6 protein-coding genes and 1 pseudogene are annotated in these 5,749 nt (G+C 67.5%); 5 read left to right on the top strand and 2 right to left on the bottom strand.

The genetic code is table 11. The features are described from left to right. Nucleotides 1-521 (top strand): ferritin-like domain-containing protein (locus tag O3W51_RS46960; protein ID WP_269290143.1); only part of this gene is annotated, 521 nt, incomplete at its 5' end. Nucleotides 522-594: 73 nt separating this feature from the next. Beyond that, nucleotides 595-1,047, top strand: coding sequence for a cupredoxin domain-containing protein (locus O3W51_RS46955; protein WP_232486325.1), 453 nt, complete (start codon nucleotides 595-597; stop codon nucleotides 1,045-1,047). A 193-nt stretch (nucleotides 1,048-1,240) separates the two neighbouring features. Here O3W51_RS46955 and O3W51_RS46950 read toward each other — a convergent pair whose 3' ends face one another. Next, nucleotides 1,241-1,744, bottom strand: coding sequence for a hypothetical protein (locus O3W51_RS46950; RefSeq protein ID WP_138359491.1), 504 nt, complete (start codon nucleotides 1,742-1,744; stop codon nucleotides 1,241-1,243). 257 nt (nucleotides 1,745-2,001) lie between these two features. Here O3W51_RS46950 and O3W51_RS46945 point away from each other — a divergent pair, with 257 nt between their 5' ends. Then, nucleotides 2,002-2,847, top strand: coding sequence for an IS5 family transposase (locus O3W51_RS46945; RefSeq protein WP_138359495.1), 846 nt, complete (start codon nucleotides 2,002-2,004; stop codon nucleotides 2,845-2,847). A gap of 212 nt (nucleotides 2,848-3,059) precedes the next feature. Here the strand turns inward: O3W51_RS46945 and O3W51_RS46940 are convergent. Beyond that, nucleotides 3,060-3,421 (bottom strand): annotated as a pseudogene (locus O3W51_RS46940) (transposase family protein); the annotation flags it as partial. Between the two features lie 590 nt (nucleotides 3,422-4,011). On the opposite strand from O3W51_RS46940, the gene O3W51_RS46935 reads away from it, so the two are divergent. Both O3W51_RS46935 and O3W51_RS46930 read left to right on the top strand, forming a co-directional pair. After that, nucleotides 4,012-4,791, top strand: coding sequence for a hypothetical protein (locus O3W51_RS46935; protein ID WP_138359489.1), 780 nt, complete (start codon nucleotides 4,012-4,014; stop codon nucleotides 4,789-4,791). After that, nucleotides 4,788-5,525, top strand: a complete 738-nt coding sequence (locus tag O3W51_RS46930; protein WP_269290139.1) for a class F sortase — start codon at nucleotides 4,788-4,790, stop codon at nucleotides 5,523-5,525. The genes O3W51_RS46935 and O3W51_RS46930 overlap by 4 nt, the downstream gene beginning before the upstream one ends. The last annotated feature ends 224 nt before the right edge of the window (nucleotides 5,526-5,749 follow it).

The raw sequence follows: 5,749 nt of genomic DNA, 5'->3' as shown, positions 1-5,749 counted from the left end.
CATCCGGCAGCGGCCAGTACACCGGGGACCTGAAGGTCGTCGCGCTGGCCACCGCGCTGGAGAACCAGGCCGTGGGCGCCTACCAAGCGACCCTGGCCGCAGCCAAGGCGGGCAAACTCGGCACCGTACCGCCCGCGGTGGCGACGTTCGTCACCACCGCGATGGCCCAGCACGCCGACCACGCCAAAGCCTGGAACGCGGTCCTGACCGGCGCCGGCAAGCCCGCCATCACCAATGTGCCGCTGTCCAACCAGGCCGACGTCACCGCCGCACTCGGCAAGGCGACCGATGTCGGCTCCGTCGCCAAACTGGCCCTGCAGTTGGAGGACCAGGCCGCACAGACGTACCTGTTCGCGACCTACAACGTCATCAGCCCTGCCGGGATCAGCACCGCCGCCACCATCGCCCCCGTCGAGGCGATGCACGCCGCGATCCTGCACTACGTGCTCGGTCAGTACCCCGTCCCGGACGACTTCCTGCCCGTGGACAAGGCCGCCAGCACCACCCTACTGACGGTCTGATGATGCATGGTGCGCCCCGGGCTCCCAGCGTGTCGGGGACCGGGGCGCACCACGTCCTTGGTATCGCTATCCCATGTCAATCATTGCCGTCGATGGATGGGGCCCGCAGATGAACGTCAACGCCAACCGAGTACGTCCCCGTCGCGGACGCCTGGCCGCCGCGAGTGCCATCTGCGCACTGCTCGCTGTGACGGGCTGTTCCAGCTCCAGCTCCGGCGGCTCGTCCTCCTCCACCGTACCGGCCTCACCTCCCGCGGGCACCGCGTCCGGAGCAGCGGCCCGCATCGTCATCAAGGACTTCCTGTTCAACCCGGCCTCGCTGACCGTCGCACCGGGCACCGTGGTCACCGTCCTCAACGAGGACAAGACCCCGCACACCGCCACGGCCACCGACTCCAAGGCCTTCGACACCGGCACCATCGCCGGCGGCAAGTCCGCAACGTTCAAAGCCCCCGCGACAGCGGGGAACTACAGCTACATCTGCAACATCCACCAGTACATGAAGGGCACCCTCACCGTCCGCTGAGGTATCCCAGCCCCGTCGGCCGTCGCCGCAGACACCGAAGGAGTCGGCCATGACACCTGCCCCAACGTCCCGCAGCGCCCGCCGGACCACGCGCCGGGCATGCCGGGTCACTGCCGCAGTGGGCTTGGCCGTCGACGCGTACGTCCATGCCAAGTCCCCGACCCCGACATCGAGGGCCGATACCTGGAAGAACTCATCCACGCCCCCCTTCCCGAGTGGCTGCGGTCTCGGCACCCATTTCGGCTTCGGCCTGGGCGGCGATCGCCTCCTGGCGGGCCCGGTCCTGCGGGTCCAGGTAGTCCAGGTGGTTCCAGCGCGCGGTGTCGTAGCCGGTGTCGGCGTTCCACGGGTAGACCGCGCTCCACGGCCGGTTCCACGCGCGTTGCAGGTCCTGCCGGGAGCTCAGGCGGTCACGGCTGTCGAGGAAGATGTCCTTGGCCAGCTTGTCCAGCTGCCAGTGGGCGGTGTTGGCCGCGTCCTGCACGAGGCTGTCCAGGGCGAAGGCCATCTTGTAGCCGGTTGTGCCGTAGTGGTCGTCGCGCTGGACAGCCAAGAGCGGGGCGAGGAATGCGTCGATGGCCTCGGTGTCGGCGGCGGTGATGTCGTCGGTGTAGTGAAGGGTGCGGTTGAGTGCGGCGGGGTCGGTCACGGGCGGGGGAGTCCCGTCGGTCGCGGCGCCGGTCGGACGGGGCGTCATGTCCCGGTTTATCGCCTCGGATATGAGAGGACATACACCGCCTATGTCTCGATTTAGGTAGATCTGTAACCTGGCCGAAATCACCCTGGGTGGGGCCTTTAAGGAGAAAGTCGCGACTGATCGAGCGCACCCGGCTGTATGGTTCGACCACCTTTAGCCTGATAGCTCCTATCCGGTTCGAGGATGCCGCGAACGAGGCTTTCGTCTCACTCGAACGAGCGATATCCCTGCCAAGTGCACTGTGGGTCAGCGGACTTATGGCCAGTCAGCCGAACCGCAGCGCCTACCTCAGCGACCTTACCGATGCCTGCTGGGCCCTGATGGAACCGACCATGACGGCATGGAGGGCCGAACGGCAGAAGACCTCGCTCGGACTGGGCGGTCAGGTCACCGACCTGCGCGAAGTCATGAACGCGATTCTCTACGTGAACCACACGGGCATCCCCTGGCGCTACCTGCCGCACGACTTCCCGCCGCCCAGCACCGTCTTCTCCTACTTCAGCACCTGGACCGCCGACGGCACGATCGAGAACCTCGGCGTCCGGCTGCGTCGGAGGGTCCGTGAGCAGGTGGGACGCACTGCCGAGCCGACCGCCTGCGTCATCGACGCCCAGAGCGTCAAGACCGCCCACAGCGTGCCCAGCAGCACGCAGGGCATCGATGCCGGGAAGAAAATCGTGGGCCGCAAGCGGAGCATCGTCGTCGACACCCTCGGCCTGTTACTGCTGGTCACAGTGACCGCAGCCAGTGTTTCGGACAACGACGCCGGCAAGCAGTTGCTCACCCGGATCGCCGTCGCCCACCCCACGATCACCAAGGCCTGGGTCGACACCGGCTACAAGACCCGAGCCATCGAACGCGGAGCGGCCCTGGGCATCGATGTCGACGTCGTCCCGCGGAACACCCAGGTCAAGGGCTTCTCCGTGGTCCCGAGACGCTGGGTGGTGGAACGAACTTTCGGTTGGATCATGATGCACCGCCGACTGGCACGGGACTACGAGACGAAACCCGCACACTCCGAGAGCATGATCCGCCTCGCCATGATCTCCAATCTCCTGAAGCGGGCAACCGGCGAAAGCACCATAACCTGGCATAATCCATGAAATGCCACTCAAGCAAGCCCCTGCGAAGTTCCGAGCAAGGTGTATCGGTAGCCGATGACAGTGAGCCTTTTCCATCATCGCTCTGAGCTGGCTGGGCGCAGGGTGGGGACGGCTTGAACGAAGGCGGTGGCCGACAGATCAAACACCAGGCACCAAGGGCCAGCCAGAATACGAGTCAGGCCCCGCGTCGGGACGGCACACCCATACTCACAGCCGGAGTAGTACGGGCGGTCCGCGGCGAGGCGATCGATGGGCAGCAGCGTGCCGTCCAGCAGGACGAAGGCTTTCGTCGACGCGGTGCGGGCGGCGTCGGCCAAGGCGGGCGCGAGGTCGGCCAGGAGGTCGATGGCCTCGGCGACGTAGAGGTAGGCGGTCGTGACTCCGACGCCGAATCCGGCAGCGAGCTGGGCGTAGGTGTGTCCCACGCGCAGGTGGGCGAGTGCGAGCAGGGCTCGGCGGCCCGCGCTCAGCCGCCGCCACCTGGACCCGATCGCACGGCGGTGCCGCCGCAGTTGTTGCGCGAGGAAGCGCAGCGTGGAGCTGGACACGTCGACGCGGACGGGTAGACCAGCATGCGAAGCCTCTGGTGGAGACGGTTCTCTTGGTCGAAAACTCATCTACCAGGGGCTTCACCCTGTTGTCAGCCCAACGGGCGCACTGCTGACGCAGGTTGGAAAAGGCTCAGTAGCTCGAAGCGGCCACGCCGATCAACGGAGCGGAGACAGAACCCGGCGTATATGGCCGACTCGTCCGCCGCCTTATATCGCCGCAGGTCAGAGCGTGATTTTCAGGGCGGTCATTCCGGCCGGATCGAATCCGGCTCGAATGTGCCATCAAGAGCGCCCGCCGCACGCGCGGCTTGGTTGCGCAAACGTGGAGGCCCTGACCAGGGACGATTCCGGAGCGGAGAGCGGAAGGCCATACTCCCCGTACATCCGTGTTTTGTCCGGAAGACTCGGAGAGGACGCGATCGCCGCACGACGGTCTTCTGGGCTTTACCGCAACCCAGACCCATCCGGTGCTGGTGTCAGTTCCGAATACAGGGTGTGAGTTGATCCCGGCGGCCTTGGTAAAGCCCCTTCGGTCGCTGTTCCTCCCTATGGCACAGGAGCCCCTCATCCCATACGGCACCGGACTGCCGCGGGGCTTCGTTTGGAGCACGCCATGAACAAGACTCTCCTCCCCCTGGTGGGTATCGCCGCGTTCGCCATCCCGCTGGCGCTGCCCGCGGTGGCATCCGCGCAGTCCACCGGCGGCGGTGCGAACTATCAGGCCACCCTCGACCCGGTGGCCACCAACATGGTCGACGGATCCGGCATGGCCACCGTCACCCTGTCGGGCAACCAGGCCACCGTCTCGGTGACCGCCAACCAGCTGCTCGACGCTTCCCCGCACGCCCAGCACATCCACATCAAGGGCTCGGGTGAATGCCCGAAGGCGGACGCGGCCCATGACCACAACGGGCACAAAGCCATCAGCACCACCGACGGTCTGCCCGCCTACGGCAAGATCGGCACGTCCCTGACCACCAAGGGCGACACCAGCCCGAACAGCGCGCTGGCCATCGATCGCTTCCCGGCCACCGGCTCGTTCCACTACACCCGCACGATCACCGTGACCCCGGACGTGGCGGCCGCAGTGCGGGCCGACAACGCCGTGATCGTCGTGCACGGCATCGACTACAACCACAACGGCAAGTACGACAACGTCCTGGGCGCCAGCGAGCTGGACCCGAAGCTCCCCCAGGAAGCCACCGCCCCCGCCATCTGCGGAGCCCTCAACGCCATGCCCACCGGGGGAGCGGGCACCGGTGACGGAGCCACCCAGGCCTCCACCGGCGGCAACAGCGCTGATCTGATCGCCACCGGCCTGGGCGCCGCAGCGGTCGCGGCACTGGCCGGCACCCTGATCCTGCGGCGCAGGAACGCCGCAGCCCAGCGATGACCGACGGGACCGGGCCCGGCACCAGCCCCGAGCCGGACCCGGAAGCCGCCGCCCCCCGTCCGGCGGGGGGCGGCACCCGCCGCCGCACCATCATCGGACTCACCGCAGCACTGGCCCTGGCCGCAGCCGGCGCCGCCGTCGCCCTCACCGGCGGGCCCAGCAGCAGCGTCCCGCCACCCCAGCCCCCAGCCGTGGCAGCACCGGCCGCAGCGGCGCAGCCCACCTCACTCCAGCCGCCCGGCCCACCGGCGCCGCACTCCTCCACCGGACCCGTACTCTCGGCATCCGTACCGGTGGCCCTGGATATCCCCGCCATCGGCGTCCACACCACGCTGCTGTCCCTGGGCCGCAACCCCGACGGAACCGTCCAGGTCCCCTGGAAGCCCCTGCAAGCCGGCTGGTACAAGAACTCACCCACCCCCGGACAGCTCGGCGCCTCCGTCATCCTCGGCCACGTCGACTCGAAGGAGACCGGGCCCGCCGTGTTCTACCGGCTCGGCGCCCTCAAAGCGGGCACCCGCATCAGCGTCACCCAGGCCGACGGCACCACCGCCGCCTTCACCACCGACTCCGTGCGGGCCTACCCCAAGGACGACTTCCCCACCCTCGACGTCTACGCCACAAACGCTGACCGGCCCCAACTCCGCCTCATCACCTGCGGCAATTGGGACCCTGGAACCCACACCTACCTTGGCAACATCGTCGCCTTCGCCACCCTCACCGGCACCGCCTAAGATCACCTTGCCCGGGTGCCAAGCGGCCAACCGCCGGCCTGACTCACCTGCTCAGAGGACGACTGCACGAACAACTGTCAAGACAGGGGACCGTTCGGGCAGGTCGGCGTCATCGAGTGGGCAGATCCCCTGGATGCGTTGGGCGGCGTCACCGACGCCCCTTAAAGGAGACGAAATGTTCGGTTATCGCGTTCCCGCCCCCGACGAGGCGATGCTGATTTCAG

Origin of the sequence: Streptomyces sp. H39-C1 (assembly GCF_027158125.1) — a bacterium.
GTDB lineage: Bacteria > Actinomycetota > Actinomycetes > Streptomycetales > Streptomycetaceae > Actinacidiphila > Actinacidiphila fildesensis.
The sequence above is the reverse complement of the archived record's forward strand: the minus strand, read 5'-3'. Positions and strand labels throughout refer to the sequence as shown.

Excerpts from the sequence above, each read along its gene's own strand:
- O3W51_RS46950 (WP_138359491.1), bottom strand. The coding sequence starts at position 1,744 with ATGACGCCCCGTCCGACCGGCGCCGCGACCGACGGGACTCCCCCGCCC.
- O3W51_RS46930 (WP_269290139.1), top strand. The coding sequence starts at position 4,788 with ATGACCGACGGGACCGGGCCCGGCACCAGCCCCGAGCCGGACCCGGAA.
- O3W51_RS46945 (WP_138359495.1), top strand. The coding sequence starts at position 2,002 with ATGGCCAGTCAGCCGAACCGCAGCGCCTACCTCAGCGACCTTACCGAT.
- O3W51_RS46955 (WP_232486325.1), top strand. The coding sequence starts at position 595 with ATGTCAATCATTGCCGTCGATGGATGGGGCCCGCAGATGAACGTCAAC.
- O3W51_RS46935 (WP_138359489.1), top strand. The coding sequence starts at position 4,012 with ATGAACAAGACTCTCCTCCCCCTGGTGGGTATCGCCGCGTTCGCCATC.